Here is a 26108-nt window from a genome sequence, read left to right as displayed (position 1 = left end):
TTACAACCAGTCGTCGCGGCGCGATCCGATGGCTTCTGTGACGTGGGCAAATCCGTCACGCTCCAGATGCGCGTCGATGCCGCGCGCGATTTGTGCCACCATGGACAGACCGCCGAACACAAGTGCTGTGTATAGTTGTACAGCACAGGCGCCCGCGCAGATTTTCGCATAGGCCTGATCTGCATCGCTGATCCCGCCCACACCGATGATCGGCACGTCCGTGAGTGTGGACAAACGCGCCAGCACGCGGGTCGATTTCTCGAACAGGGGCGCGCCAGACAGCCCGCCCGCCTGATCGCGGTGGACCGAGCGTAGACCTTCGCGTGACAATGTCGTGTTGGTTGCAATGATCGCATCAACGCCTGCGTCTTGGGCCACCTGTGCCACATCGGCGATCTCGGCCTCGGTCAGGTCGGGGGCAATTTTGAGCATCACAGGCGTGGTGCCGCGCACCTCCATCACGCCAGCCAGCAAACCGGCAAGGGCGGCCTTGCCTTGCAGATCGCGCAGCTTTTCAGTGTTGGGCGAGGAGACATTGACGGTTGCGAAATCAACATGATCGCGGGCTGCTTCCATCACGCGGGCGAAATCGGCGGCGCGGTCGGTGCTGGTCTTGTTGGCGCCAAGGTTCAGGCCGACAGGGATGGTGCGTTTGGCCGCGGCGATGCGCGCGCAGATCGCATCCATGCCCTCGTTGTTAAAGCCGAAGCGGTTGATCGCGGCGCGATCCTCGGTCAGGCGAAAGAGGCGTGGTTTGTCATTGCCCGGCTGTGGAAGGGGCGTCGCGGCCCCCACTTCGATAAAGCCGAAACCCGCAGCACTGAGCGGGGCAATTGCCGTAGCGTTTTTGTCAAAGCCGGCGGCGAGGCCTACGGGGTTTGGCAGGTGCATACCTGCAAGCGTGCATGCCAGACGCTGCGAAGTGACAGGACCGGGGCGCGGGGTGAGACCCGCGCGCAACGCGCGGATGGCCAGACCGTGTGCTGCTTCGGGGTCAAAACGGCGCAGAACGCTCAGGCCCGCAGCCTCGATCAACGAATTCATGCGAACAGATCCGATGCGCCCAGTGGTTTTGCGCGCACCAACCGCGAGTTCAGCACAGCGGCCTGACGGTGGACGACTGCGCGCTGATATTCAGGATCAGTGACCATGGCCAGAAAGGCACCGGCGTCGGGATAATGCGCGATAAACATTGCATCCCAGACTTCTGCCGGATCACCGATGAGAGTGACATCAAAACCGCCGCGCCAAATGATACTGCCACCAACACGTTTCAGAACGGGGCCGCTGGCCGCGCCGTAGTTTTTGTAGGCCTGCGCACCGCTCAGCCCCTCGGCGGCCAAGGCATGACCTTGCGGATAGGCGGCGTGTTCGTGAAACTGTACAAGGTTGAGCATGTTGATCGGCGTGTCGCGGGGCAGGGATTTGAACATCTCGAACTGCGCGCGGTCGGTATCTGAATAATTGGTCATTCTGCTGCCTCTGCAAGACCCGCAGGAAATTGGTGCGCGCCATCCTCTAACGGCAGAGGCTGTGCCCAAACCACATCTGCCATGGTCATTTTGCGATAGAGGTGGGGGAACAGCGCATCGCCGCGCGATACTTCCCATTCCAGCGCCTCGCCCAACGCGTCTGTTTCGGCGGCAATCAGAAACAAGCCTTCCTGTCCTGCAAAATGCTTGGCGGCAGTCTCGGCGGCCTGCTGTGCGGTGGAGAAGTGGATGTAGCCATCAGCGACATCAATGGGCGCGCCTGTGGTTTCGCCCTGCGCGCGCAGGGTTTGCCATTCGTCGGTGCGGAAAATTTTGAATATAAGCATGGGCGTTGTGATGCCGTGCGCTGTCTCAGGGGTCAAGGCCTCTTGCTGCGCGGTTCAGGCAAGCGTATTGAAGGCGCGTCCAATGACAGGAGCCGTGATGCCCTATGCTGTCACCCTGCGCGCGGTCTATCCGCGTGATCCCGATACCGTCTTTGCCGAAGCGCTGCATTTTGGCGAGATGAAGCAAGCCATGGCCAAGATTGCGATTTATGAGGGCTTGCCAGACGGTGAGGTCGCGGCGGGTGAACGCTTTACCGTCGATGTGTTGATGTGGGGTTTTTTGCGCACAAAAAACCATGTGATGTATGTAGAAAGCCTTGATTGTGCAGCCCGCGTATTGCAAAGCCGCGAACACAATCCAAGCGTGGCGCGCTGGGATCATACGCTGAGCCTTGATCCGCATCCCCAAGGCGCGCTGTGGACCGACCATATCGTGCTTGAGGCGGGCTGGCAGACGCCTTTTGTGGCGCGGTTCTGTCGGTACGTATACAGCCACCGGCACCGAACGCGCGGCGCGCTGAGCCTGACCCGAGAGATAATCAGGCAGTAGTTCGCTGCTGACGCAACGGGAAGGGGACAGCGCCGATGCAATCTTTGACACAGGCGCGGCCGCTTGTCAGGGTAGGGCCATTCAATCCAACCTTGGGGGACTACCATGAAGCGATTCCTTTTGAGTGCTGCCGCGCTGGGCCTGACAGCAGGTATGGCCAGCGCCGACTACACGTTGACCATTTTGCACACCAATGATTTCCATGCGCGGTTCGAGCCGATCAGCAAATATGACGGTCCTTGCGGCGCGGAGGACAATACCGAAGGCAAATGTTTTGGTGGCACGGCCCGTTTGGTCAACGCCATCGCAGAGGCCCGTGGCCGCACCAATAATGCCATTCTGGTAGACGGCGGCGACCAGTTTCAGGGCACGCTATTCTATTCTTACTACAAGGGTAAAATGGCCGCCGAGTTTATGAACAAACTGGGCTATGACGGCATGACTGTGGGCAACCACGAATTTGACGACGGCCCTGAAGTGCTGGCTGGTTTCATGGATGCGGTGAATTTCCCCATCCTGATGTCGAATGCCGATGTGAGCGCCGAGCCGCTGTTGGCAGACAAGCTGGCGAAATCCACGGTGATCGAGCGGGGCGGCGAAAAGATCGGCCTGATCGGCCTGACGCCCGAAGACACGGACGAGCTGGCCAGCCCCGGCGATAACGTGACCTTTTCCGATCCCGTCACTGCGGTGCAGGGCGAGGTTGATGCGCTCACCGCGCAGGGCGTGAACAAGATCATCGTTCTCAGCCACTCCAGCTATGCGGTGGACCAGCGGGTTGCGGCAGAGACGACAGGCGTGGATGTGATTGTGGGCGGGCACTCCAACACCTTGCTGAGCAACACAAACGAGCGTGCAGAAGGGCCTTATCCGACGATGGTCGGCAATACAGCGATTGTGCAGGCCTATGCCTACGGCAAATATCTGGGTGAGTTGAATGTCACTTTTGATGATGCAGGCAATGTGACCGAAGCCAAAGGCGAGCCGATCCTGATTGATGCCTCTGTGACCGAGGATGCGGCGACAGTTGCGCGTATTTCCGAATTGGCCACCCCTCTGGAAGAGATCCGCAACAAGGTTGTAGCCGACACAGCCGAGCCGATTGGCGGGGACCGTGCGGTGTGCCGCGCGCAGGAATGTTCTATGGGTAATCTGATCGCTGACGCCATGTTGGCCCGTGTGGCCGATCAGGGCATTAGCGTTGCCATCCAGAACGGTGGCGGCATCCGCGCCAGCATCGACGCAGGCCAGGTCACCATGGGTGATGTTCTGACGGTTCTGCCCTTCCAGAACACACTCTCCACTTTCGAGGTGACGGGTGCCGTGCTGGTAGAAGCGCTTGAAAATGGTGTGAGCCAAGTTGAAGAAGGCGCAGGTCGCTTCCCGCAAGTGGCGGGCATGACATTTGCCTTTGATGCCTCAGCCGAGGCAGGCAGCCGTGTGTCGGATGTAATGATCGGCGGCATGGCGGTCGAGATGGACAAGGTCTACGGCGTTGTCTCGAACAACTATGTGCGCAACGGCGGGGATGGCTACTCGATGTTCAAAACCGCCGCCAACCCCTATGACTTCGGCCCTGATCTGGCAGATGTCACGGCCGAGTTCTTGGCCGAGAATGCGCCATACAAGCCCTATACAGATGGCCGCATTACGGTGAAGTAAGCGTCAGGCTGTTTGATACTATGAATGAAGGCGCGCCGTGCAAAGGGCGCGCCTTTTTCAAATGCTCTGGGTAATGCGTGTCAAAAAGCAGTTGTTGCTGGCAGAGCGGACATCGACAAAGGCGATCTCGTCGCGGGCAAGCAGCTCTGCTGCGTAGGATGCGATACCATCGGGTGCTGTGATTTGCCCCGTGCCATAGCGGATACGCGCGTCACTGGTGTACCCTTTTAGCAGGTAGCCTGCGCTGGTTTGCAATATTGGTGGCAGGCCGTTACCTGCAAACGGTAAGCAGGGATCTGCACACAAAAAGATCGGTCCTGTTTCGGCGTAGGGCTGTAACGCGCCAAAGGGACGGTGGGCAAGGATCAGCATCTCGGCGCCTTCGGGGATATTTCCCAGACAGTGCCGGCAGGGCATGCCTGCACCGGATGAGACTGCCCTCTCTGGCGGGTTGCCGTAAGCGTCTGCACCGCCTTGGCGTAATGCCTCGACGGCAGCTGTGGGCAGGGGATGGAATGTGATCTGTGTCATGGTTGCTCTCCTTTTGCTGATTATGGCAAAAGGTCGGGGCATGCGGCGATCCGCTTTGTGCGCATTGGGGCGCGGTGGTGGATCAAAGGCAGGAGGGCAAAGACATGTGTGGACGTATGGCGTTGACCCTGCCACCCGAGGCAATGGCCCAGATGTTTGAGGCGGCCCCCGCGAATACACTGCCCGAGGGGCCGAATTATAACATTTGTCCGACCAATGACGTGGTGGTTGTCACAGGCGGCCCAGACCAGCCGCGACGGATGGAAGCAATGCGCTGGGGGCTGATCCCCCATTGGTACAAAAAGCCGAATGATGGCCCGCTGCTGATTAATGCGCGCGCCGAAACGGTGCTGGACAAGCCCGCCTTTCGCTCGGCCGTGCATGCGCGTCGGGTGTTGGTGGTAGCTAACGGGTTCTATGAGTGGACCAAAGACGCTGAGGGCGGCCGCGATCCGTGGTACATCACACGCCGTGATGGCGCGCCGCTGGCTTTTGCGGGGCTGTGGCAGGGCTGGCGCAACCCCGCCAGTGGCGAGGACTTGCGTACGGTTGCCGCGCTGACGGTTGCCGCAAACACGCCGATGCAGGCGATCCATCACAGGATGCCTGTTATCATCGAGCCTGCCGATCATGCTCTATGGCTTGGTGAACAGGGCAAGGGCGCCGCACCGCTGATGCGGGCGGCGGCGGATGATGTGCTGCACTGGCACCGTGTCGACCGCGCGGTCAATTCCAACCGCGCGTCCGGCCCCGAGCTGATAGAGCCTTGGGATCCAATCGAAAGCGATTGACCCGCCGGGTTGCTATCAGTCGTCTGCGGCTTGGGGCGGGCCGTTGAAGTTCATGGTGCCGACAACGCGCACATTGCCGTTCTCATCCACGGTGTCGCCTGCGCCTCCGGGTACAAAGCTGAAGTATTTGGTAGGCATGCCTTCGGTGATGGTCAGCGCAACGGTTGCACCATCGGCAAGATCATTGATGGACCATGTATCATTGTTGGACACAACGCTACGTTCCGAGCCCGAAATGTTTTCAAACACAATCACATCACCCGGCTGGACATAGCTGGTTTCTGGAAAAAAGGCATAGTCCATCATCAGAACACGAAGTTCGTCGGCAGAAGCGGCGCTGGCCGTTCCCGCAAATGCGGCAGCCGTCAGGGTCGCGCGCAGAATAAATTTGCTAAGCATCGCTATGCTCCTTGGTGTCGGCCCCCACCGTCACGAAGACTTGCTATAGGCCGTGAATGTGGCCGAAGTGAGGCAGCGGGGGCTTTTGTTAACCCTGTTTGCCTTGTCTTGTACCGGTTACACGTGGGGCGTCGTCTGGGTTTTTAGCCAGTCACAAAAGGCGATCAGTGGTGGGGGCGCGGGGCGGTCGGCTGGCCAGACCAGATAGTAACTGCCGATGCTCTCGGTGGTTTTGTCCGATGCCAGCACCAGCTGTCCGTCTTTAAGGTAGGGTTCGGCCACAAATGTGGGAAGCAGCGCGATGCCCAGCCCGTGCAGGGCGGCCTGTGCCATGGTGGCGAACTGGTCAAACATCATACCTTGGGGCGGATCGCATGGCTCGCCCACCGCCTCGAACCACCGCGCCCATGCGCGGGGACGCGTTTCCAGGTGGAGCAAGGGGTAGTTGCGCAAATGCGCAGGGCTGTCAAAGGGCGCACCCACCAGATCGGGCGCGCAGACAGGCACAACAATTTCAGGCATCAGGGGCATGTATTGCACACCTGGCCAATCTTCGTGACCAAAGTGGATCGCGGCGTCAAATCCGCTCCCGCCGAGTGAGAAAGGGCGCAAACGGGTGGATAGGTTTACCGTTACTTCACGGTGGGCGGCAGCGAAATCGGACAGTCGGGGGGCCAGCCAGTGCATCCCGAAGGCAGGTAGGATTGCCAGCGTCAGTGCGCCTGATTGCGCTTGGGTCGAGGCATTGACCGACGCTTGCGCCAGCCTGCCCAACACCTCGCGCACTTCGCGGACATATTCCGTTCCCGCCTGTGTAAGGGTCAGGCGGCGGCCTTGTCGCGCCATAAGCTGCACACCGATCTGCCCCTCAAGTGCTTTGATCTGGCGGCTGATGGCCGATTGCGTCAACGACAGCTCTGTCGCGGCCAAAGTGGCGCTGCCCAGCCGTGCGCAGGCCTCGAATGCGAGCAGGGCAGAGACAGACGGCAGATAACGGCGCGGAGCGATCATGTATGACTAAAACTCATAGGTTGAGGACGAAGCATCGTTAGAGGTTTGTGTGCGAATGTGCAATATTGACGTCAAAGCAATCCGCACTCCCACTTGAAAGGTACCGCTATGAACGCCGAAACACCTATCCTGAAAGCAAAAGACGCCCCCGATCTGGGGACGTTCGACTGGACTGATCCGCTGCGCCTGAATGACCAGCTGTCCGAGGACGAGCGGATGATCATGGACAGTGCCAAGGCCTATGCACAAGAAAAGCTGCAACCGCGCATTATCAAGGCCTTTGCCGAGGAAGAAACCGACGAGAGTATCTTCCGCGAGATGGGCGATATGGGTTTGCTGGGTGTGACCGTGCCCGAGGAGTACGGCGGGCTGGGCGGCTCTTATGTCTCTTACGGTCTGGTCGCGCGCGAGGTTGAGCGTGTGGACAGTGGTTATCGTTCTATGATGTCGGTGCAGTCGTCGCTGGTCATGTACCCGATCTACGCTTACGGCTCCGAGGCGCAGCGCAAAAAGTATCTGCCCAAGCTGGCCAGCGGCGAATCAATCGGCTGCTTTGGTCTGACAGAGCCGGATGCAGGGTCTGATCCTGCGGGCATGAAAACCCGCGCTGTGAAAACGGCAAATGGCTATAAGCTGACCGGTTCGAAAATGTGGATTAGTAACGCGCCGATTGCGGATGTGTTCGTGGTATGGGCAAAATCCGAAGAGCATGGCGGCAAAATCCGTGGCTTCATCCTTGAGAAAGGCATGAAGGGTCTTAGCGCACCGAAAGTCGGTAACAAATTGTCCCTGCGTGCTTCGATCACTGGTGAGATCGTTATGGACAATGTAGAGGTTGGCGATGACGCGTTGCTGCCCAATGTCCAAGGCCTCAAAGGGCCATTCGGGTGTTTGAACCGTGCGCGTTATGGCATCAGCTGGGGTGTCATGGGGTCGGCCGAGTTCTGCTGGCATGCGGCACGTCAGTACGGTCTGGACCGCCACCAGTTTAACAAGCCACTGGCCCAGACACAGCTGTTCCAGAAAAAGCTCGCAGATATGATGACTGAAATCAGCCTCGGTTTGCAGGCCAGCCTGCAAGTGGGCCGTCTGATGGATGCCGCCAACGCGGCCCCCGAGATGGTCAGCATCGTAAAGCGCAATAACTGCGGCAAGGCGCTGGAAATCGCGCGCCACAGCCGCGACATGCACGGCGGCAACGGCATCTCGGGCGAGTTTCAGGTCATGCGCCACATGATGAACCTTGAAACGGTCAACACCTATGAGGGCACCCATGACGTTCACGCGCTGATCCTTGGCCGTGCGCAGACTGGCTTGCAGGCATTTTTCTAAACCGCAATCCGTTTGATCTGTACTCTTAAGAAGCACCCGCGCAGGTATCTGTGCGGGTGTTTTACGTCATGCATTGCGTGCCATGATTCTTTTTTCGGGGTTTCGGCGCGAGGGTTTTTCAGCTTCGCGATGGCCACTTGATCCTCCAAATATTTCGTTCTTTCATACGCGTAAGTGATTTTTGCACACGTGTGCAAAAATGCGTTGCATTGGAGCTATGTCTCTCACTAGGGTGGAGCAGCAGGGCAAAAGTGCTGTGAACGGGGGACACGATGGCAGAGATTCAGCTGAAGGGCGTGAACAAGCGCTGGGGCAATTTCGTCGGGGTTGATAATTTCAATCTGACAATCGCGGATGAGGAATTTCTGGTGCTGCTTGGCCCCTCGGGCTGTGGCAAGACGACGACCATGCGGATGATTGCAGGCCTTGAGGATGTGACCGAAGGCGAGATCATCATCGATGGCAAAGTCATCAACGATCTGGACCCCAAAGACCGCGATGTTGCGATGGTTTTCCAGAGCTATGGCCTGTATCCGCACCTCAATGTCTACGACAACATCCGCTTTCCTCTGAAAGTGCGCAAAGTCGACCCAGCGACCCATGACGAACGGGTGCGCCGTGCCAGTGCGATGGTCGAGCTGGACGATTTCCTGCACCGCAAACCTGCCGAATTGTCGGGCGGCCAGCGCCAGCGCGTGGCCCTTGCCCGCGCCATTGTGCGCGAGCCGAATGTGTTCTTGATGGATGAGCCGCTGTCAAATCTGGACGCCAAGCTGCGCGTCAGCACCCGCGCACAGATCAAGAACCTCAGCCATGAGTTGAAAGTTACCACCGTCTATGTGACCCACGACCAGATCGAAGCGATGACGCTGGCAGACCGTGTGGTCGTGATGAAAGCGGGCAAGGTGCAGCAGGTCGGCACACCGACCGAGATCTATGACAACCCCGCCAACACCTTTGTGGCGAGCTTTATCGGCTCGCCCGCGATGAACCTGATGGATGGTGATATCAAGGACGGCGTGTTTACCGGAACCAATGTACGGGTTGAGGGGCTGGATGCCGCAGACGGTGCTGTTACGCTTGGGTTTCGGGCCGAGGATGCGGCGGTGTCCGAAGCGGATGCAGGCCAGATCACGGCACCAATCTACACAATCGAGCTGCTGGGCGATGCAGTTATGCTGGCGGTCCGCGCAGGCGGGCAGTTGGTATCAGTGAAAGCCTCCAAAGAATTCAGGGCCAATATCGGCGAGCCGATCAGTTTTTCTGTGACGCCGGATATTTGCCACGTATTTGACCGCGCAACAGGCGAAAGGGTCTGAAGCGCAGTTGATGTGCTCCGATACAAATCGGGGTCAATGACGGTGCAGTCTTGCAAGATGCACCTCACATAATAGCAAAACAGGGAGTTTGCACATGTTGAAGAACCTAGTCCTCGCGGGCGTTGTATCCTTGATGGGATCAACCGCATTTGCCGCGTGTTCCTATGAAAACACAGTCGAGATCAAGAGCCTGTCCGCAGGTTTTGAAGCGTGGAAAGCCGTCACAGACGCCATGGCGGAGTGCGGTAATTTCCAGGCCGAGCTGGATCAGGAGTTCCGGACCAAGCAGCCTGCGGCCTTTGAAGCGAACCCGTCGCTTTATCACATCGGCGGCGTGTCCAACGGCACCGTCACACCTTTGCTGAATGCAGGCACGATCCGCCCGCTGGATGATCTGGTCGCTAAATACGGTCAGAACCTCTCGCCCAACCAGTTGATTAAAATCGACGGCAAGATCATGGCCGTTGCCATGATGGTGAACACACAGCACCTGATGTACCGCGAAGACATTCTGGCTGATCTCGATATTGCGGTGCCGACGACTTGGGAAGAAGTCTATGCTGCTGCGGCCAAGATCAAGGAAGCCGGTGCCGTAGATGTGCCGCTGGGTGCGACGATGAAATCGGGCTGGAACCTCGCGCAGGAGATGGTCAACATGTTGCCCGCGCATGGTGGCAAGTTCTTCAACGAAGACAACACACCTGCGGTCAACTCCGATGCGGGTATCAAGGCGCTTGAAACCATGAAGGCTGGTCTGGAATTCATGGATCCCGAAGTGCTGGTCAGCGACTCCACATATGTGCAGCAGCAGTTCCAGCAGGGCAAAATCGCCATGGCGAACCTGTGGGCTTCGCGCGCGGGTGCCATGAATGACGAGGCCGAAAGCCAGGTTATTGGCAAAGTGAAGATGGCTGCCGCTCCGATGGCAATGGCTGGTGGCGCGCCTGCTACGACCCTTTGGTGGGATGGAATCGTAATCGCGTCGAACATCACCGACGAGGAAGCTGACGCTGCCTTCCGTCTGGCTATGGAAGGCATGGATGAGGAAATGGTCAAGGCAAACAACGACGCCGCGATCTGGTTGGTGAAGGGCTTTGAGCCGGGCGCATTGTCCGAAGGCGCTATTGCAACAGCAACGGCAAACCCGCCCGCGCCTGCCTATCCGTCCACCACACGTATGGGACTGATGCACACTGTTCTGGGCAACGAGATCCCTGCCTTCCTGACAGGCGAGCGTGACGCAGCAGCGACACTGACTGCCATCGAAGAAGGCTACGTAACTGCCGCAAAAGAAGCAGGCGTTCTGCAATAAGCGACTGGTCGGTGGCCCCTGTGCGCAGCAGGGGCCGCCGATACCAGAAAACCGGATTTTGCCAGAGGCATGGGCCTCTCGCCAAGTGCGGCACCGATGATGCGCCGGGCCTATGTGTGGGCTTGCCGCGTATGGCCAGTGGCAGGGTCTGTAAGCAGGCCGATAGTGGGGGAGGACAACAGCAATGAAGTTCAAGACATTTGCAGCATTCGTCGGACCTTCGGTTTTGATGATGATCCTTTTCATTGCTTTGCCGTTGATCTCGGTTTTCATGCAGAGCTTTCAGGTGACACAGCCCATCATGCAGAATGTCGAGGTCGAGACCTGCACTCCGGGCTTTATCACCCAGACCTGTGTGACCGAACTAAAGACGATTCCGACCATCGGTGAGGATGGCAAGGTTATCACCAAAACGGAATGGACGGGCTTGCAAAGCTATCGCAATGTTTTGCAAATGGACAAAGTCTGGGAAGCGGTGAGTGCGGGCACCCCGCGTGACATCCTGCAAATCGATTTCTGGAAAGCGCTGCGGTTTACGCTGATGTTCACGCTGGTCACCCTGCCTCTGGTGATCGGGGTGGGTCTGCTGATCGCGCTGACGGTAAACAACGCAGCACGGGCTGCGCGCGGGCCCGTAATCTTTGTATCGCTGCTGCCCTTCATTATCACACCCGTTGTCGGATCCCTTTCGATTTACTGGCTCTTTGTGGGTGACGGTATTCTGACAGCCATGATGGAGCGGTGGACAGGCACCAATATCTCGATGTTTGCACAAGCGTGGACGATCGAGCTTTTGATGTATTTCTACCGTGTCTGGCACGTGGCGCCCTTTGCCTTTGTAATCTTCTATGCAGGTCTGCAATCGGTGAATATGGATACGTTGGAGAGTGCTGTAATCGACGGGGCAAACCGTTTCCAGCGCCTGCGCCATGTGATCATTCCGCATTTGATGCCGCTGATCGTATTTATCGCGCTGATCCACCTGATGGATTGCTATCGCGTGTTTGAGGAAATCATCGGCTTCCGCAGCCAGGCGCATGTCATTTCGCTGCAATGGCTCACGTTCGATCTGCTCACGCCGGATGATGCGGGCAACCGTGCGATCAGCCGCGCCTCGGCCAGTGCCATGCTTACGATGATCGGGATTGTGTTCCTGTTGATCTGGCCGCTGCGCCGCACGTGGCGCGAACACAAAGAAGGGTCACACTGATGTCAAATACTGCAAAAGCAATGCGCCAGTCGTTCGGGCTGCGCTTGGCCTCGAACACCTTCCTGCTGTTCTGGTGTGTGGTCGCGATCTTCCCGATCCTGTGGATCACGGTGATGAGCTTCAAATCGCCCGTTGATGCCTTTGCCGCCAGCCCGCTGGATGTGATCCTTGGACCAAACACATTGGCAGGGGGCAATGGGCTGTCGGTGCTGGATATCGTTGTGGGGCTTTCGGTGCTGTATTTCGCGTTGCGTTGGGCATTCACCTGGCTGCCTGCGTTTGTTGTCCAGATGACCCCCAAAGGCCTGATCGTGGTTGGGTGGCTGATCGGGGCTGCGGCCTATGCGATTGTGTTCTTGGTCGTGTTCTTCGGAGTGCTGCCATTGGTTCTGTCGCCGCTCAACAGCGTGCTTGGTCCGCTGGGCACGCCTGTGCTTGGCCTGACGACCGAACACTATGTTTCGGTCTGGGTCGAAAACGAGTTCTTCCGCAATTTTGGCAACTCTATGCTGGTCACGGCCGGTGTTGTGACGATCTCGCTGACGGTGGGTACGCTGGCAGGTTACGGGCTTGCGCGCTCCGGTTCCGATCTTGCATTCTGGCTCCTCATTCTTGCACTCGTCTTCCGCGCGCTTCCGCATTCGGTGCTGGTGGCGGGATACTTGCCGTGGTTCATTAACTCGGCCGAAATTCTTCGCCCGATCTTCGGAGAGCTTTCGCCAACGCTATATGGCCAGCCATGGGCGGTCATTGCGGTGCTGGTCGCGATCAATCAACCCTTCACCATCTGGATGCTGCGCAGCTTCTTTCAAAACATCCCCTCAGAGCTGGACGAGGCCGCGCGCGTCGACGGCTGTTCGCATTTTCAGGCGTTCCGCCGTGTGATCATGCCCGTCATGTGGCCCGGTGTGATCACCACAGGTCTGTTCAGTTTCCTGCTGGGGTATAATGACTTTTTGGTCACAGCCCTGTTGCTGGATGCGCAGAACCAGACGATGGTGCCTGCCATTGCAGGCTACTTTAACCGCGAGACCACAACCACCGATCAGGTGGAGGCCGTGGCCGCTGCCGTGTCCATCACTGCGCCGCTGTTCTTGCTGGTCATGGTGTTCCAGCGCCAGATCGTAAGTGGCCTGACAGCTGGTGCGGTAAAAGGCTGATGTCCTGCTTCTTTATTTTTCCCTTAAACTCCGGGGTCCGGGGCTGGCCCCGGTCCGCGGTTAACCAAACAGAAAGGCCTCTCGCATGAAAGGTTCCCGACCCGAACAAGCCGTGCTGACCAAAGACACGGACATGAGCAAAACAGACGAGACCCGCGCCGTGATTGAAAACATGGTCGATGGACTCAATGACCATTCTATCGACGGCATCGGCGCATTCTTCCATGAGAATTTTCGTTGGCTCGGCAATCAGGGCTGCGGAACCAAGAACGGGCTGACCGAATTTCAGAACAACTGGCAACGCCCGTTTCAGGCGGCTTTTTCCGACAAGGTTTGCATCGACGAGGCGCGGATGTTCATGGGCGAATGGGCAGCAGCTTTTGGCCGTCAGGAAGCGACCCATTCGGGCACCTTTATGGGCATCGCACCCACAGGTAAAAAGGTTGAAATCCGGTACATGGATTTCTGGAAAGTCTCGGACGGCAAGATCGAAGACAACTGGGTGATGGTCGATTTTCCGCATGTGATGGCGCAGCTGGGCGTGGATGTGTTCGGCGCAGAGGGCTGGGAAGCCTTTGACCGTGGTGAAAAAACACCGCCCAAGCCCGAGACTGCGTAAGACAGATCAGGGTGGGCGCCATGCGCCCGCCCGTATCAGGAGTTTAAGTTGATATGACACAGGTGATCCAATGACGATCGAATATCTCAAGCGTGGTAAGTCAGACGCGGAGCGCGGCGAAGATGACGCCAAAACACGAGCCGCCGTGGAGGCGACCTTGGCCGATATCGAAGCACGCGGCGACGCGGCCGTGCGTGAGCTGAGTGAAAAATTCGACAACTATAGCCCGGAAAATTTCAAACTCTCGCAAGACGAGATTGACGCGCTGATTGCGCAGGTCACGCCGCAAGAGATGATTGACCTGAAATTCGCTCAGGAGAACGTGCGGAAATTTGCTCAGGCGCAACGCGACTCGATGCTGGATATCGAGGTCGAGATGCAGCCGGGTGTGATATTGGGGCACAAGAACATCCCCGTACAATCCGTGGGCTGCTATGTGCCCGGCGGGAAGTTTCCGATGGTAGCATCTGCGCATATGTCTGTTGCAACCGCCGCTGTAGCAGGTGTGCCGCGCATCATTGCCTGCACGCCGCCCTTCAACGGCAAGCCGAACCCCGCCGTGATCGCGGCGATGCATCTGGGCGGTGCGCATGAGATTTATGTGATGGGTGGCATTCAGGCTGTGGGCGCCATGGCGATTGGCACACAGACGATAGACCCCGTGCATCTGCTGGTCGGCCCCGGCAATGCCTTTGTGGCCGAGGCCAAGCGACAACTGTTTGGTCGTGTGGGCATTGATTTGTTTGCCGGTCCTACCGAAACGATGGTCATTGCGGATGAGACAGTCGATGCAGAGATTTGCGCAACTGATCTTCTGGGGCAAGCCGAGCATGGCTATAACAGCCCATGTGTTTTGCTTACCAACAGCCGAAAGCTGGCTGAGGCAACGCTCGCCGAGATTGACCGTTTGTTGCAGATCCTGCCGACTGCGGGAACAGCGCGCGTCAGCTGGGAGGAGTATGGCGAGGTGATCGTCTGCGATACCTATGACGAGATGCTGCACATGGCCGACGAGATTGCCAGCGAGCATGTGCAGGTCATGACCGACCGCGATGACTGGTTCCTTGAGCATATGACTTGCTATGGTGCGCTGTTCCTTGGTGCGCGCACCAATGTTGCCAATGGCGACAAAGTGATTGGCACCAACCACACGCTGCCAACCAAGAAGGCGGGCCGTTACACGGGTGGTTTGTGGGTGGGGAAATACCTCAAGACCCACAGCTATCAGAAGATCACGACTGATGAAGCCGCAGCGGAGATCGGTGCCTATGGCTCTCGCCTTTGTATGCTTGAGGGGTTCGTCGGCCATGCCGAGCAATGCAATGTGCGTGTACGCCGCTATGGCGGGGTAAATGTGCCTTACGGTGAAGGTGCGCCAGTGGGGCAGGTGGCGGAGTGAAGGTTTATGTCGCCCCTTTGAGGGGCGGCCTAAACCTATGGAGGCTCTGCCTCCAGACCACCGGAGGATTTATGGCCAAAAGAAATAGGGGATATCGTGGATAGGCATACGCGCCATAAAGAGCTGATCGCGTCTGTACGAGCGGCGATGTACGATTTTGATGCGGATGCTCTGCGTGCGGCCTTGCATGAGGTTTGTGCAGCAGATGTTGTGTTTCATTTGGCCTATCCGTTTGAGACGATTGTTGGGGTGGACGCTTATTTTGACGCGGTCTACGCGCCATTGCTGCGTGCGATGCCTGATCTAGAGCGGCGCGATCATATCGTGATGTCCGGCCCGACAGAGGCGGGCGATGACTGGATCGGCTGCGGGGGCTATTACTGCGGTGTGTTCAAGGCACCCTGGCTTGATATTCCGCCCACGGGCCATTTGATGCATATGCGGTTTCACGAGTTCTACCGCGTGGTGGATGGCAAGATCACCGAGATGCAGGCGCTGTGGGACATTCCAGAAGTCATGATGCAGGCGCGTGCTTGGCCCATGACACCTGCGTTGGGGCGCGAATGGCACGTGCCGGGTCCTGCCAGCTGTGACGGGATTATCGGCGGCCCTTATGATGCGCAGGCGGGCGCGGCGACCTGCAAGCATATTGTTGACATGCTGGATCACATGACACGGCATCCGGGGCAGGGCGGGCCGGAAGTGATGGAAATGCCGCGGTTTTGGCACCCAAAGATGAGCTGGTATGGGCCTGCGGGCATCGGAACTGCGCGGGGGATAGAGGGGTTTCGCAACTGGCATCAGAAACCGTTTCTGGCGGCCATGCCTGATCGCGGGACTCACGACGATGACGTAACCTTTCATTTCTTTGGCGACCAGCAATACGCCGCCGTCACGGGTTGGCCCGATATGTACCAGACCATCAGTCAGGGTGGGTGGCTTGGCACTGCACCTGCGGGCAAGAAGATCGCCATGCGGAGTCTGGATTTCTGGCGTCTGGAGAACGGTCTGATCCGCGAGAACTGGGTGCTGGTGGATTTGCTACACGTCTACGACCAGATCGGTGTTGATGTGCTGGGGCGGATGCGCGAGTTCAACAAGGCAAGGGCGGGATATGATCCTGAGACGGGGAGAGCGCTGTGACAGTTTTGCCAAAAACACCTTCTTTTGATCTGGGCGGCAAGCGGGCTTTGGTGACGGGCGCGTCATCGGGCATCGGGCTGGCCTGTGCGGCGGCCCTTGCGCAGGCGGGCGCGCATGTTGTGCTGGCCGCGCGGCGTGGTGATGTGCTGGCAGACTGCGTGCAAGCGATGCAGGCCGAGGGTTGGCAGGCGGAGGCCCTGGTGCTGGATCAAAGCGATCTGGAAGCGGTGGCTGGCGCGTGCGCAGCGCCTTTTGACATCGTGGTGAATTCTGCCGGATTGGCGCGCCACAGTGCGGCGGTTGATACCACGGTGCAGGATTATGATGCGGTCATGGGGATTAACCTGCGCGGCGCGTATTTTCTATCGAGCCATGCTGCACGTGCGATGATCGCGGCGGGCAGGGGGGGTAGCATTATACATATCTCCAGCCAGATGGGCCATGTGGGTGGTGTGGAGCGCGCGCTCTATTGCGCGTCCAAGCACGGGCTGGAAGGCATGGTAAAGGCTATGGCCGTTGAATGGGGTAAGGCAGGCGTGCGGATCAATACCGTTTGTCCGACATTCATCAGAACAGCACTGACGCAATCGACATTCGACAACCCCGAGCGTCTGGCGTGGATTATGGACAAGATCAAGCTGCCGCGTGTGGGCGAGGTGGAAGACATTATGGGAGCCGTTTTATTTCTGGCCTCTGATGCCAGTGCGATGGTGACGGGATCGGCGATGATGATCGACGGCGGCTGGACGGCGGACTGATGGGGCGCATTACTTCTCTTGATGTGGCTGAAAAGGCGGGGGTGAGCCGCTCGGCGGTGAGCCGTGTATTCACGCCCGGTGCCTCGGTGAGTAAGGATACGGCGGCCAAGGTACGCCGCGCAGCGGGCGAGCTGGGGTATCGCCCGAACGTGCTGGCACGCAGTCTGAATACCGGGCAAAGCCGGATTATCGGGCTGGTGGTCGCCTATCTGGAGAACCAGTTTTATCCCGAAGCCATAGAGAAACTGTCGAAATCCCTGCAAGAGCGCGGGTATCATGTGCTGGTTTTCATGGCCTCCAACGACAGCGAAAGTACCCAGACAGTGATCGAGGAATTACTGGATTATCAGGTGGACGGAATCATCGCTGCGTCGGTGGGTCTGGGGAATGATCTGACGCAGCGCTGTGCAGCGGCGGGCATTCCCGTTCTGCTGTTCAACCGTCGTCAGGAGGGCGCGCGGTTTTCCTCTGTCACCTCTGACAACGCGGGCGGGGGTCGGCAGCTGGCGGAGTTTTTGTTGGCGGGCGGCCATCAGCGCATTGGTCATATCGCGGGATGGGAAGGCGCCTCGACGCAAGTGGACCGGGAATCCGGATTTGTGGGTGCGCTGCGTGCTGCGGGCACTGATCTGGTGGCGCGGGAAGCTGGGAATTACCACTATGCGCAGGCGCAGGCCGCAGCGCGGGCGATGTTTGATGTCGATGCGCCACCCGATGCTGTATTTGTCGCCAACGATCATATGGCCTTTGCCGTTATGGATGTGTTGCGGTTTGAATTGGGGATTGATGTGCCCAACGATGTCTCTGTTGTGGGGTTTGACGATGTCCCCCTCAGCGCATGGCCCACCTATGACCTGACCACTGTGCGCCAGCGTGCCAATGCGATGGTGGCGCACACGGTAGATATTCTGCTGGAGCGGATTGCGGCGCCGCAGACCGCTGCTCACCATGCGTCGATCGACGCGCCCCTCATTATCCGCGGCTCTGCCCGCTTGCCTGAAGGACAAACGCCATGAAGGGTTTTGACCCCAAGTTCAAAGACTTTCCCGATTACATCATTGGGATCACCAAAGAGATTTGGGAGGATCGCAACATCGCGACGCTGCACCACTATTACAGCGATGACATTGTAGTGCGTACCCCGTCGTCGGTGGTGGTGGGCAATAAGGGGGTGATCGGGGCGACAATGGCAACGCTGGCCGAGTTCCCTGACCGCACGCTGCTGGGTGAGGATGTAATCTGGTCCGGCACGCCAGAGGAGGGGATGCTAAGCTCGCACCGTTTGTTGTCCACGGCGACCCATGCGCGGGACGGGGTTTATGGTGCAGCAACAGGGAAAAAGCTGGTATACCGTATCCTTGCTGACTGTCATGCGATCAACAACCAGATCAACGATGAATGGCTGATCCGCGATCAGGCGGCGATTGTGAAGCAGTTGGGTGTCGAGCCGAAGGCTTATGCCGCTGATCTGATCGAGCGCGAAGGTGGCCCAGAGGCTTGTGTGCGGCCAATGCACCCTGACCGTGACATTGAAGGCCCCTATAAAGGGCGCGGCAATGACAACGAATGGGGCGCGAAATACGCTGATATCATCACACGGATCATGGGGGCAGATATGGCTGCGATCCCTAATGAGTATGACCGCGCAGTGCACAGCGAATACCCGGGCGGTGTCACAGGCCACAGCCACGGGCCCGTGGACGAGTTCTGGATGGGTCTGCGCGCGTCCTTTCCTGATGCGGTATTTACTGTCGACCACGTGATCGGGCGCGAGGATGCGATGCTGTCACCGCGCGCGGCTGTTCGGTGGAGCTTGCAGGGCAAACATTCGGGCTGGGGAACCTTTGGCACGCCGACGGGTGCAGAAGTTTACATCATGGGCATCAGCCACGCTGAATTCGGCCCTTGGGGCCTGCGCCGTGAATATACGCTGATCGACGAAACCGCCGTTTGGAAACAGATTTTGCTGGCGACGGGCTAAGGCTCATCGCTGCCCTGCGGGCGCTCTTCGCAGGGCAGCGCAATGGAGATTGAGACGAATGATATGACCCCGAATGATGCCGTCGTGCCTGCGGGCATGGAGAACTATGTCACTGATTGGCAGATGTCGCCCGCGATCTGGGCGGGAGATATGCTGTTTCTCACGGGCATGACGGGTGCTGGCCCTGATGGCGGCGTGTCGGACGATCCGCAAACGCAGATCACGCTGGCGTTCGAGCGTGCCTCGGCCGTGTTGGCGCATGCAGGTCTTAGCTTTGATGATGTGGTTGAAATGACCAGCTATCACAAAGACATCGCAGGCCATATCGACGTCTTTCGAAGCATCCGCGCACAATATGTCAAAACGCCGTTTCCTGCATGGACGGCGATCGAAGTAACCGGTTTCGTGACCCCCGGAACACTTGTGGAATTGCGCATCGTCGCACACAAAAGGAAAGACCCATGACCCAAGACATGACCCAACGCATCGTGCGTTACGGTGAATTGCAGCCCTGCAAGACCGCCTTTATCGACGCGCATACGCCGGGCAGTGACCAGAAAGAGAATTTCACGATCATTGGTGGTGGTGTCTCGGAGAGCCCTGACCAGCATGTGCATATCGCGCTGCCACACGGGTTCAATATTGGTGCTGCAGGCCAACCGCCGAAATGCCGCAACTCCCTGCACAGCCATCGCACGGCAGAGGTGTTTTTTGTGCTATCGGGCCGCTGGCGGTTTTTCTGGGGCCGTTGGGGTGACGCGGGTGAAGTCGTGTTGGAGCAGGGCGACATCATCAACATCCCCACCGGCATGTTCCGCGGGTTCGAGAACATCGGCACCGACTACGGCATGATAATGGCTGTGTTGGGCGGCGATGATGCAGGCGGCGGTGTGATTTGGGCGCCGCAGGTGATCGAGGACGCGCAGGACCATGGCCTTGTGCTGGGCGAGAATGGCAAGCTCTATGATACCAAGAAGGGCGCGACACTGCCCGAGGGGGTTGGCCCGATGCCTGTGCTGAGCGAAGAAGAGCTAAGGGATTTCCCCGAGCCTACAGCGCAGCAGGTGGTCGGCGGCTATGTGCGACGCTACTGGGATATGGTCGCGCTCGCGGACAAAAAGCCTGCGAAAGTCATTGGCGAGCATGGCATCATCCGTGACAAGCCGGGGTTCGAGATCGATCTGCTGACACGCAGCAGTGCGACCGCTGACATGCATAGCCACGACAGACCGTCGGTGTTGATGCCTGTGCGCGGCCACTGGCGCGTGGAATGGGAAGGTAACAGCGACTTCGCCGCAGGCCACACGGTACTGGCACCGGGCGATACAATGTCGGTGCCTGAAAATCTCAAGCACTGCGCGGTACCGTCGATGACGGGTGAGGCATCGCTATATCATGTTGTTGCAACAGGTGACCCTGCTGGTCTGACGTGGAACGGCGCTTGATGCAGGTATTTGACGGTCACAACGACGTGCTGAGCAGGCTTTGGGGGACCAGTGCTGATCCAGTTGCAGATTTTGACCGACCCATCGGCCATGTGAACCGCCCTGCTGCCCGTGCAGGTGGGCTGGCGGGCGGTTTCTTTGCGCTTTATTCGGCAGCGGCCAAGGGCGCATTTGATTTCTCGGTCTTTGACAATGGGATGTCGGAATTGCCTTTGCCGCCTGCCATGCCTGCTGCTGCGGCGCTGGAGCCGGTGATTGCCCAAGCGGGTATTGCGCAAAAGCTGCACGTCGCAGGTCAGATCGAGATTTGTACAACTGCCGCGCAACTGGGTCGCGCTTTTGTCAGTGATCCGTTGGCCTGTGTACTGCATCTGGAAGGGGCCGATTGCATTGGCCCAGAGCTGTGGGAGCTGGATGCGCTTTACGCCATGGGGCTGCGCTCGCTCGGGCCGGTCTGGTCAAGACCTACGATATTCGGGGAAGGCGTGCCGTTCCTGCACGGCGGTGACGGGGATACGGGCGCTGGGCTGACGGCGCTGGGCCGTGCACTGGTGGCCAGATGCAAGGACATGGGCATTATGGTCGATACCTCGCACCTTAATGTCAAAGGTTTCTGGGATGTGGCAGATGGGGGCATTCCGCTGGTTGCGACCCATTCCAACGCCTGTGCTGTATCGATGAACGCACGCAATCTGACCGATGATCAACTCCGCGCCATTGGTCAGACGGGTGGAATGGCGGGGCTAAACTTTGCCACGCTGTTCCTTAGCGATACAGGCTGGACGCGTGGCCACGCGACGCTGGATGATTGTCTGCGCCAGCTAGACCATATGATTGATCTGGCGGGCGAGGATCACGTCGGGCTAGGGTCGGATTTTGACGGCGCACCGATGCCGCAGGGGCTGGCGGATGCGGGCGATCTGCCAAATCTTATCAGCGCCATGCGCGCGCACGGCTATGGTGAGGCGCTTATCGCCAAGCTGTCACACGAAAACTGGTTGGGCTTTCTAAGCCGTCACCTGAACTAAGGAAATAACACCATGGTCACTACGACACACACAGGATCTCTGCCGCGCACACAAGAGGTTGTCGACTTCATCTTTGCCCGCGAGCATGGCAAAGACTATGACGCTGGCGCATTTGACGCCTGCATGACCGCCGCCGTGGACGCCACGGTCAAGCGGCAGGTCGAGGCAGGGATCAACGTGGTCAGCGATGGCGAGACCTCCAAGATTTCCTACGCCACCTATGTGAAAGACCGCTACACAGGTTTCTCGGGTGACAGCCCGCGCAATGCGCCTGCCGATCTCAAGCAGTTCCCGACGTTCCTCAAACGCCTCGCCGAAGGCGGCGGCACCCCGCAATATGCACGCCCCATGTGTACGGGCGAGGTCCGCTCAAAAGGGCAGGAGGAGCTGGGCAAAGACATTGCCAACCTCAAGGCCGGCATGGCCGCCCATGGGGCCAAGCGCGGGTTTATGAATGCAGCCTCTCCCGGTGTGATCTCGCTTTTCTTGCAAAACGATCACTATAAAACGCGCGACGCCTATCTGGCCGCTCTCGCGGATGCGATGAAGGAAGAATATGAGACGATCGTCGCTGCGGGCCTTGATCTGCAACTCGATTGCCCTGATCTGGCCTTGTCGCGCCACATGCTGTTCAACGATCTGTCCGATGCCGAATTCCTCAAAATCGCCGCCAGCCATGTTGAGGCGCTCAACCATGCGTTGCGCGATGTGCCAGAGGACAAGGTACGCATCCACATCTGCTGGGGAAATTACGAGGGGCCGCATACTTGTGACATTGGTATGGACAAAGTGTTCGACACGCTAATGGGCGCCAAGGCCCGCTATGTTCTGTTCGAGACGTCAAACCCGCGCCATGCCCATGAATGGACCGTCTTCCGTGACCGCAAGAGTGATATCCCTGAAGGCAAAGTGCTGGTCCCCGGTGTGGTCGATACCACGTCGAATTTCGTAGAGCACCCCGAGGTCGTCGCCCAGCGGATCGAGCGGTTTACCGGCATCGTTGGTGCGGACCGCGTGATCGCGGGCAGTGATTGCGGCTTTGGCACATTTGCAGGTTTTGGCGCCGTTGATCCCGAAATCGCCTATGCCAAACTGAACGCGCTGACAGAGGGGGCTGCGATTGCGCAGGCGCGCGCATGAATGACAGCCTGCTTGCGCTGTTGCGCCGTGTCGATACGCCCACAGTCTGCAATGCCATCGAAGTGGCACAGGGTAAGCGCGGTTTCGATGATTTCACCCGTGGCACCATGCTGGCGTCTGATCCCTCGCAGGTGATGGTCGGTTACGCCCGCACTGCGCGCATCCAGGCCGTGAACCCACCATCCGAGCCGCCGGAAGAGATCCGCGCGCGGCGCATGGGCTATTATGAGTACATGGCCGCAGGCCCGCGCCCGGCCATTGCGGTCGTTCAGGACATGGATGTGCCGAATGCCATCGGCGCCTATTGGGGCGAAATCAACACGAACATCCACAAGTCATTCGGCCTGTCGGGCGCACTGACCGACGGTGTGATGCGCGATCTGGGCGATATGCCTGACGGCTTTCCGGTGGTGGCAGGCTCTATCGGCCCCAGCCACGGTTTTGTACATGTGATCGACTATGACCAGCCTGTGATAGTACACGGTATGCCCGTTGCGCCGGGTGCGCTTGTCCATGCCGATCGTCACGGCGCTGTCGTGATCCCGCAGGATGTGGTACCCCAGCTTGAAGACGCGATCACCCAGCTATTCGCCTCGGAAAAGATCGTGTTGGACAAGGTCAAAGGGCAGCGCATCGACTTTGCTGAATTCGAAGCGATCTGGGCCGCGTTCGAGGCATCGCGCACCTAACGCTGCTCTTTCTGAGCCCTACAAACACTCCATAATATTTCTGAATAAGGACATACACATGCGTTCTACCCTCGCCATTGTCATGCTGGCCTTTTTGGCCGCATGTGGATCTGCAACCTCTCCGAACGAGCTGGCCTTCACGACCAAGGATGGGTTGTCCAGCGGGCGCGCTGGCGCCGAATGGTCCGACAATGACTTGCGTTCGAATGCATTCGGCGCTCTGTGCCGACAGGGCCAAAAAGTCACGGATCTCAAGATCACGCGCGCGGCAGATGGTACCGCTGAATTCACCTTCAGGTGCAAAGCATAGCCTAATCTCGTGGAGCAGGCGCACCGCCTTCGAAATTATTGCCGTTCACATAGTCACAAGGCGCTTCTTGCATCTCCAGATGCAAGCCGTCGCCCGTGTAGGGATGCGCGCGGGCCAGATCCTCATCCACCTCGATGCCCAAGCCTGCCGCAGTAGGGGCTGTGATATAGCCACCCTCCACACGAATGCTGCCCTTGATCAAGGCATCATGGAAAGGTGTCTCGATGGTTTCAGCCATCAGCAGGTTGGGGATGCTTACACCCAAATGAATGTTGGCAGCCCACTCAACAGGCCCCGCATAAAGATGCGGTGCCATCTGCGCGTTATAGACTTCGGCCATGGCTGCGACCTTTTTCATCTCCCATATCCCGCCAGCGCGCCCCAAAGCAGGCTGGAGAATGGTTGCCGCGCCACTGCGCAGCACTGGCGCGAATTCGGCCTTGGTGGTGAGGCGTTCGCCCGTGGCGATGGGGATGCGCACGGCCCCCGCAACCTTCGCCATTTCCGCCACATTGTCGGGCGGAATAGGCTCTTCATACCAAAGCGGGCTATAGGGTTCCAACGCTTGACCCAAACGGATCGCCCCCGCAGTAGTGAACTGACCGTGTGTGCCAAACAGCAGATCGGCACGGTCTCCCACGGCCTCGCGGATCGCCTTGCAAAATGCCACCGACTGGGTGATGTCGCTCATCGCAGGCATATGCCCGCCGCGCCGCGTGTAGGGGCCAGCAGGGTCAAACTTCACCGCCGTATAACCACGGTCAACGGCATCCAACGCTGATTCCGCCGCCATCTCGGGTGAGGTCCAGAAATCAGCCAGATTGTGATGCGGCAACGGATAAAGGTACGTATAGGCACGCACCCGTGCGTTCATCACCCCGCCCAGCAACGCATAAACAGGCCGATCCCGTGCCTTACCCAGAATGTCCCAACAAGCAATCTCAAGCCCCGAAAAGGCGCCCATCACCGTCAGATCAGGCCGCTGGGTAAAGCCGGATGAATAGGCGCGGCGGAACATCATCTCGATGTTCTCGGGGTTCTCGCCCGCCATATGGCGCGCAAACACATCCTCGATCACCGCGCACATCGCCACCGGCCCGACAGAGGAGGCATAACACTCCCCCCAGCCCACGATTCCGCAATCGGTGCGCACCTTGACCAAAATCCAATACCGCCCGCCCCATCCGGGCGCAGGTGGTGCCGTGACGATGACCTCCAGATCCTTCAGCCGCATCGCATCCCCCGTCTCATATTAAACACTGTCCAAGGGCTTCTTTATTTTTCCCTTAAACTCAATCCCACAGTCTCAAACCGCGCAAACAGGCGCAGAAAGAGCCTAGCGATCAAACATAATCACATTGCGCCGCGCCGCGCCCGTTTTGGTGTCGGCAATCGCCTCGTTGATCTGGCCCAGCTCCCACCGCCCCGAAATCAGCTCGTCCAGCTTGAGGCGCCCTTGGGAATACAAGTCGACCATCCAGGGAATATCACGCTGGATCACCACATCGCCCATCTTTGAGCCGACCATGCCCTGACCAACAGCCGCCAGCATAACAGGCTCATAAGTCGAAACCGCCCCCGAATGGGGCATACCCACCATCACAACCTTACCGCCATAAGCGAGGTATTTCGGCGCAGTGTCATAGGCAGGGATTGCCCCGACAGTCACAATCACCGCATCGGCGCCGCGCCCCATTGCGCGCTTGGCCTCTGACCATGGCTTGGCCCCCGTGGCCAACACACCGTCTGTCGCACCGAATTCGCGGGCGATCTCCAGCTTGTCCTCGCTCATGTCCACGGCGACGATCCGGCGTGCGCCTGCAATCCGTGCACCTTGAATAGCGTTCAGGCCCACGCCCCCCGCGCCAATCACAACTACGTCTTGGCCTGCGCGCAGACCGGCGGCGTTGACCACAGCGCCCACGCCCGTAATCACACCACAGGCAATCAATGCTGCACAGTCTTTGGGGATTTCTTCGCCGATCCTGACCACTTGGCGCTGGTCCACCACCACAGCTTCGGCAAAGGCACCACAGGCCATGGCCTGATGCAGCTTGCCGCCATCTGCGGTTTTGATCGGGCCGTGATCGCCATCATAGGGCGTGCTGCACAGGGTCGGCGCACCACCTGCACAGGACGGGCAGGTCCCACAGGACCGGATCAGCGTGACAACCACGCTGTCGCCCACGCTCAGCCCGTTCACCCCTTCACCGATTGCCGCCACTTTGCCCGCGGCCTCATGGCCATAGACAGCTGGCAGCGATCCGCCCCACGCGCCTTCCGCGAACGAGATATCCGAGTGGCAGATTGCTACCGCATCAAGACTGACTTCGACCTCGCCCGCTTGGGGCGCACGCAGCGTGATCTCTTCGAGTTTCAGGGGCGCGCCAAATTCATGGCATACAGCGGCTTTGATCTTTTTCATGGCAGGTCCTCTTGCGTGTTGCTTTGCAGCGTTGCGCAGATACGGGACACTCACAAGCGTTTTTCGCGGCCTCTA

At 58.7% G+C, this 26108-nt stretch carries 28 protein-coding genes; 20 read left to right on the top strand and 8 right to left on the bottom strand.

The annotated features are described in order from the left end of the window. The 3 genes from Q0903_RS02260 to Q0903_RS02250 are packed head-to-tail and all read right to left on the bottom strand — an operon-like array spanning position 1 to position 1819. Positions 1-1044, bottom strand: coding sequence for a quinone-dependent dihydroorotate dehydrogenase (locus Q0903_RS02260; RefSeq protein ID WP_299024716.1), 1044 nt, complete (start codon positions 1042-1044; stop codon positions 1-3). Next, the gene (locus Q0903_RS02255) at positions 1041-1472 is read right to left on the bottom strand and encodes a DUF1330 domain-containing protein (protein ID WP_299024714.1); all 432 of its coding nucleotides are present in this window, start codon (positions 1470-1472) and stop codon (positions 1041-1043) included. The genes Q0903_RS02260 and Q0903_RS02255 overlap by 4 nt, the downstream gene beginning before the upstream one ends. Then, positions 1469-1819 carry a DUF952 domain-containing protein gene (locus Q0903_RS02250; protein WP_299024712.1) on the bottom strand — a complete coding sequence of 117 codons (351 nt, stop codon included), beginning with the start codon at positions 1817-1819 and terminating at the stop codon, positions 1469-1471. Before Q0903_RS02250 ends, Q0903_RS02255 begins: the two co-directional genes overlap by 4 nt. Before the next feature lie 82 nt (positions 1820-1901). On the opposite strand from Q0903_RS02250, the gene Q0903_RS02245 reads away from it, so the two are divergent. Next, positions 1902-2369 (top strand): hypothetical protein, encoded by a 468-nt coding sequence (locus tag Q0903_RS02245; RefSeq protein ID WP_299412491.1) that lies wholly within the window; start codon positions 1902-1904, stop codon positions 2367-2369. 105 nt (positions 2370-2474) lie between these two features. Then, positions 2475-4031, top strand: a complete 1557-nt coding sequence (locus tag Q0903_RS02240; RefSeq protein WP_299024708.1) for a bifunctional metallophosphatase/5'-nucleotidase — start codon at positions 2475-2477, stop codon at positions 4029-4031. A 57-nt stretch (positions 4032-4088) separates the two neighbouring features. On the opposite strand, the gene Q0903_RS02235 is transcribed toward Q0903_RS02240, so the two are convergent. Beyond that, positions 4089-4562, bottom strand: a complete 474-nt coding sequence (locus Q0903_RS02235) for a DUF1203 domain-containing protein (protein ID WP_299024706.1) — start codon at positions 4560-4562, stop codon at positions 4089-4091. A gap of 104 nt (positions 4563-4666) precedes the next feature. On the opposite strand from Q0903_RS02235, the gene Q0903_RS02230 reads away from it, so the two are divergent. Further along, positions 4667-5353, top strand: a complete 687-nt coding sequence (locus Q0903_RS02230; protein ID WP_299412488.1) for an SOS response-associated peptidase — start codon at positions 4667-4669, stop codon at positions 5351-5353. 15 nt (positions 5354-5368) lie between these two features. Here the strand turns inward: Q0903_RS02230 and Q0903_RS02225 are convergent, their stop codons facing one another. Together Q0903_RS02225 and Q0903_RS02220 are read right to left on the bottom strand one after the other, a co-directional pair. Further along, entirely contained in the window at positions 5369-5752 is a 384-nt protein-coding gene (locus Q0903_RS02225; protein ID WP_299024702.1) for a hypothetical protein, read from the bottom strand. Positions 5753-5869: 117 nt separating this feature from the next. Next, complete coding sequence (locus Q0903_RS02220) at positions 5870-6763, bottom strand: LysR substrate-binding domain-containing protein (RefSeq protein WP_299412485.1); 894 nt, start codon at positions 6761-6763, stop codon at positions 5870-5872. A 108-nt stretch (positions 6764-6871) separates the two neighbouring features. Between Q0903_RS02220 and Q0903_RS02215 the strand changes: the two genes are divergently transcribed. The 17 genes from Q0903_RS02215 to Q0903_RS02135 all read left to right on the top strand — a co-directional run bounded on the left by Q0903_RS02215 (position 6872) and on the right by Q0903_RS02135 (position 23608). Continuing rightward, entirely contained in the window at positions 6872-8095 is a 1224-nt protein-coding gene (locus Q0903_RS02215) for an acyl-CoA dehydrogenase (RefSeq protein WP_299412483.1), read from the top strand. A gap of 272 nt (positions 8096-8367) precedes the next feature. Then, positions 8368-9414: an ABC transporter ATP-binding protein gene (locus Q0903_RS02210; RefSeq protein WP_299024696.1), complete on the top strand. Its 1047-nt coding sequence runs from the start codon at positions 8368-8370 to the stop codon at positions 9412-9414. Positions 9415-9508: 94 nt separating this feature from the next. Beyond that, a complete protein-coding gene (locus Q0903_RS02205) occupies positions 9509-10726 on the top strand; it encodes an extracellular solute-binding protein (protein ID WP_299412480.1) in 1218 nt (405 codons plus the stop codon). A 184-nt stretch (positions 10727-10910) separates the two neighbouring features. After that, complete coding sequence (locus Q0903_RS02200; RefSeq protein ID WP_299024692.1) at positions 10911-11936, top strand: sugar ABC transporter permease; 1026 nt, start codon at positions 10911-10913, stop codon at positions 11934-11936. Next, on the top strand, positions 11936-13096 hold the full coding sequence (locus tag Q0903_RS02195; protein ID WP_299412477.1) for a carbohydrate ABC transporter permease: 1161 nt from the start codon (positions 11936-11938) through the stop codon (positions 13094-13096). Before Q0903_RS02200 ends, Q0903_RS02195 begins: the two co-directional genes overlap by 1 nt. Positions 13097-13181: 85 nt before the next feature. Beyond that, complete coding sequence (locus Q0903_RS02190) at positions 13182-13715, top strand: ester cyclase (protein ID WP_299412474.1); 534 nt, start codon at positions 13182-13184, stop codon at positions 13713-13715. Between the two features lie 70 nt (positions 13716-13785). Further along, positions 13786-15114, top strand: a complete 1329-nt coding sequence (hisD, locus tag Q0903_RS02185) for a histidinol dehydrogenase (RefSeq protein WP_299412472.1) — start codon at positions 13786-13788, stop codon at positions 15112-15114. 93 nt (positions 15115-15207) lie between these two features. Then, positions 15208-16257 (top strand): ester cyclase, encoded by a 1050-nt coding sequence (locus Q0903_RS02180; RefSeq protein ID WP_299414454.1) that lies wholly within the window; start codon positions 15208-15210, stop codon positions 16255-16257. Continuing rightward, positions 16254-17015 carry an SDR family oxidoreductase gene (locus tag Q0903_RS02175; RefSeq protein ID WP_299412469.1) on the top strand — a complete coding sequence of 254 codons (762 nt, stop codon included), beginning with the start codon at positions 16254-16256 and terminating at the stop codon, positions 17013-17015. The genes Q0903_RS02180 and Q0903_RS02175 overlap by 4 nt, the downstream gene beginning before the upstream one ends. Next, positions 17015-18031 (top strand): LacI family DNA-binding transcriptional regulator, encoded by a 1017-nt coding sequence (locus Q0903_RS02170; protein ID WP_299412467.1) that lies wholly within the window; start codon positions 17015-17017, stop codon positions 18029-18031. The genes Q0903_RS02175 and Q0903_RS02170 overlap by 1 nt, the downstream gene beginning before the upstream one ends. Further along, positions 18028-18996 (top strand): ester cyclase, encoded by a 969-nt coding sequence (locus Q0903_RS02165; RefSeq protein WP_299412464.1) that lies wholly within the window; start codon positions 18028-18030, stop codon positions 18994-18996. Before Q0903_RS02170 ends, Q0903_RS02165 begins: the two co-directional genes overlap by 4 nt. Before the next feature lie 42 nt (positions 18997-19038). Next, on the top strand, positions 19039-19461 hold the full coding sequence (locus Q0903_RS02160; RefSeq protein ID WP_299024679.1) for a RidA family protein: 423 nt from the start codon (positions 19039-19041) through the stop codon (positions 19459-19461). Then, the gene (locus Q0903_RS02155) at positions 19458-20441 is read left to right on the top strand and encodes a cupin domain-containing protein (protein WP_299412461.1); all 984 of its coding nucleotides are present in this window, start codon (positions 19458-19460) and stop codon (positions 20439-20441) included. The genes Q0903_RS02160 and Q0903_RS02155 overlap by 4 nt, the downstream gene beginning before the upstream one ends. Further along, the gene (locus tag Q0903_RS02150; protein ID WP_299412458.1) at positions 20441-21469 is read left to right on the top strand and encodes a membrane dipeptidase; all 1029 of its coding nucleotides are present in this window, start codon (positions 20441-20443) and stop codon (positions 21467-21469) included. Before Q0903_RS02155 ends, Q0903_RS02150 begins: the two co-directional genes overlap by 1 nt. 12 nt (positions 21470-21481) lie before the next feature. After that, positions 21482-22609: a cobalamin-independent methionine synthase II family protein gene (locus Q0903_RS02145; RefSeq protein ID WP_299412454.1), complete on the top strand. Its 1128-nt coding sequence runs from the start codon at positions 21482-21484 to the stop codon at positions 22607-22609. Next, positions 22606-23298: an RraA family protein gene (locus Q0903_RS02140; protein ID WP_299412451.1), complete on the top strand. Its 693-nt coding sequence runs from the start codon at positions 22606-22608 to the stop codon at positions 23296-23298. The genes Q0903_RS02145 and Q0903_RS02140 overlap by 4 nt, the downstream gene beginning before the upstream one ends. A gap of 58 nt (positions 23299-23356) precedes the next feature. Then, positions 23357-23608, top strand: a complete 252-nt coding sequence (locus Q0903_RS02135; RefSeq protein ID WP_299024669.1) for a hypothetical protein — start codon at positions 23357-23359, stop codon at positions 23606-23608. A 1-nt stretch (position 23609) separates the two neighbouring features. Here Q0903_RS02135 and Q0903_RS02130 read toward each other — a convergent pair whose 3' ends face one another. Both Q0903_RS02130 and Q0903_RS02125 read right to left on the bottom strand, forming a co-directional pair. Further along, complete coding sequence (locus Q0903_RS02130; RefSeq protein WP_299412448.1) at positions 23610-24842, bottom strand: mandelate racemase/muconate lactonizing enzyme family protein; 1233 nt, start codon at positions 24840-24842, stop codon at positions 23610-23612. Positions 24843-24944: 102 nt separating this feature from the next. After that, on the bottom strand, positions 24945-26033 hold the full coding sequence (locus Q0903_RS02125; RefSeq protein ID WP_299412445.1) for a zinc-binding dehydrogenase: 1089 nt from the start codon (positions 26031-26033) through the stop codon (positions 24945-24947). Positions 26034-26108: the final 75 nt, after the last annotated feature.

This window comes from uncultured Sulfitobacter sp., from assembly GCF_947502895.1.
GTDB lineage: Bacteria > Pseudomonadota > Alphaproteobacteria > Rhodobacterales > Rhodobacteraceae > Sulfitobacter.
The sequence above is the reverse complement of the archived record's forward strand: the minus strand, read 5'-3'. Positions and strand labels throughout refer to the sequence as shown.

Bases quoted from the DNA above. Each gene is read 5' to 3' on its own strand.
- Q0903_RS02205 (WP_299412480.1), top strand. From the start codon at position 9,509: ATGTTGAAGAACCTAGTCCTCGCGGGCGTTGTATCCTTGATGGGATCA.
- Q0903_RS02195 (WP_299412477.1), top strand. From the start codon at position 11,936: ATGTCAAATACTGCAAAAGCAATGCGCCAGTCGTTCGGGCTGCGCTTG.
- Q0903_RS02210 (WP_299024696.1), top strand. From the start codon at position 8,368: ATGGCAGAGATTCAGCTGAAGGGCGTGAACAAGCGCTGGGGCAATTTC.
- Q0903_RS02250 (WP_299024712.1), bottom strand. From the start codon at position 1,819: ATGCTTATATTCAAAATTTTCCGCACCGACGAATGGCAAACCCTGCGC.
- Q0903_RS02130 (WP_299412448.1), bottom strand. From the start codon at position 24,842: ATGCGGCTGAAGGATCTGGAGGTCATCGTCACGGCACCACCTGCGCCC.
- Q0903_RS02145 (WP_299412454.1), top strand. From the start codon at position 21,482: ATGGTCACTACGACACACACAGGATCTCTGCCGCGCACACAAGAGGTT.
- Q0903_RS02155 (WP_299412461.1), top strand. From the start codon at position 19,458: ATGACCCAAGACATGACCCAACGCATCGTGCGTTACGGTGAATTGCAG.
- Q0903_RS02170 (WP_299412467.1), top strand. From the start codon at position 17,015: ATGGGGCGCATTACTTCTCTTGATGTGGCTGAAAAGGCGGGGGTGAGC.
- Q0903_RS02255 (WP_299024714.1), bottom strand. From the start codon at position 1,472: ATGACCAATTATTCAGATACCGACCGCGCGCAGTTCGAGATGTTCAAA.
- Q0903_RS02150 (WP_299412458.1), top strand. From the start codon at position 20,441: ATGCAGGTATTTGACGGTCACAACGACGTGCTGAGCAGGCTTTGGGGG.
- Q0903_RS02230 (WP_299412488.1), top strand. From the start codon at position 4,667: ATGTGTGGACGTATGGCGTTGACCCTGCCACCCGAGGCAATGGCCCAG.
- Q0903_RS02200 (WP_299024692.1), top strand. From the start codon at position 10,911: ATGAAGTTCAAGACATTTGCAGCATTCGTCGGACCTTCGGTTTTGATG.
- Q0903_RS02260 (WP_299024716.1), bottom strand. From the start codon at position 1,044: ATGAATTCGTTGATCGAGGCTGCGGGCCTGAGCGTTCTGCGCCGTTTT.
- Q0903_RS02165 (WP_299412464.1), top strand. From the start codon at position 18,028: ATGAAGGGTTTTGACCCCAAGTTCAAAGACTTTCCCGATTACATCATT.
- Q0903_RS02240 (WP_299024708.1), top strand. From the start codon at position 2,475: ATGAAGCGATTCCTTTTGAGTGCTGCCGCGCTGGGCCTGACAGCAGGT.
- Q0903_RS02215 (WP_299412483.1), top strand. From the start codon at position 6,872: ATGAACGCCGAAACACCTATCCTGAAAGCAAAAGACGCCCCCGATCTG.
- Q0903_RS02140 (WP_299412451.1), top strand. From the start codon at position 22,606: ATGAATGACAGCCTGCTTGCGCTGTTGCGCCGTGTCGATACGCCCACA.
- Q0903_RS02135 (WP_299024669.1), top strand. From the start codon at position 23,357: ATGCGTTCTACCCTCGCCATTGTCATGCTGGCCTTTTTGGCCGCATGT.
- Q0903_RS02245 (WP_299412491.1), top strand. From the start codon at position 1,902: ATGACAGGAGCCGTGATGCCCTATGCTGTCACCCTGCGCGCGGTCTAT.
- Q0903_RS02125 (WP_299412445.1), bottom strand. From the start codon at position 26,033: ATGAAAAAGATCAAAGCCGCTGTATGCCATGAATTTGGCGCGCCCCTG.
- Q0903_RS02160 (WP_299024679.1), top strand. From the start codon at position 19,039: ATGGAGATTGAGACGAATGATATGACCCCGAATGATGCCGTCGTGCCT.
- Q0903_RS02220 (WP_299412485.1), bottom strand. From the start codon at position 6,763: ATGATCGCTCCGCGCCGTTATCTGCCGTCTGTCTCTGCCCTGCTCGCA.
- Q0903_RS02190 (WP_299412474.1), top strand. From the start codon at position 13,182: ATGAAAGGTTCCCGACCCGAACAAGCCGTGCTGACCAAAGACACGGAC.
- Q0903_RS02235 (WP_299024706.1), bottom strand. From the start codon at position 4,562: ATGACACAGATCACATTCCATCCCCTGCCCACAGCTGCCGTCGAGGCA.
- Q0903_RS02225 (WP_299024702.1), bottom strand. From the start codon at position 5,752: ATGCTTAGCAAATTTATTCTGCGCGCGACCCTGACGGCTGCCGCATTT.
- hisD (WP_299412472.1), top strand. From the start codon at position 13,786: ATGACGATCGAATATCTCAAGCGTGGTAAGTCAGACGCGGAGCGCGGC.